Origin of the sequence: Winogradskyella poriferorum, from assembly GCF_050618035.1 — a bacterium.
In the GTDB taxonomy this organism is placed as follows: Bacteria; Bacteroidota; Bacteroidia; order Flavobacteriales; family Flavobacteriaceae; genus Winogradskyella; species Winogradskyella poriferorum_A.
The window spans coordinates 1-277 of record NZ_JBODPY010000028.1; the positions used below are offsets into that span (position 1 = coordinate 1).

Below are 277 nucleotides of genomic sequence, written 5' to 3' on the forward strand. Positions count from 1 at the left end.
CATGTTTGATCATTTCAATATGCTCCCTTGACCTTAAGCTGCTTGTGCAGAAGCGTTAGCTTCTGGTGCAGTGCTGCCTTTACGGACAGTCTGCCAAGTGTTGTAAGCCATCAGAACCATACCTAATAGGAAGAACATGCCGCCCAACCAACGTACGAAGTAGCCTGGGTGTGAAGCTTCAAGCGCTTCAACGAAGCTGTAAGTCAAAGTACCGTCTTCGTTTACTGCACGCCACATTAGGCCCTGAAGAATACCGTTAACCCACATTGCACAGATG

General features: G+C 48.0%; 1 pseudogene. It reads right to left on the reverse strand.

From position 1 onward, the window contains the following. Positions 1-33: 33 nt before the first annotated feature. Positions 34-277: pseudogene (locus ACRHOC_RS14790) on the reverse strand (cytochrome C oxidase Cbb3); the annotation flags it as partial.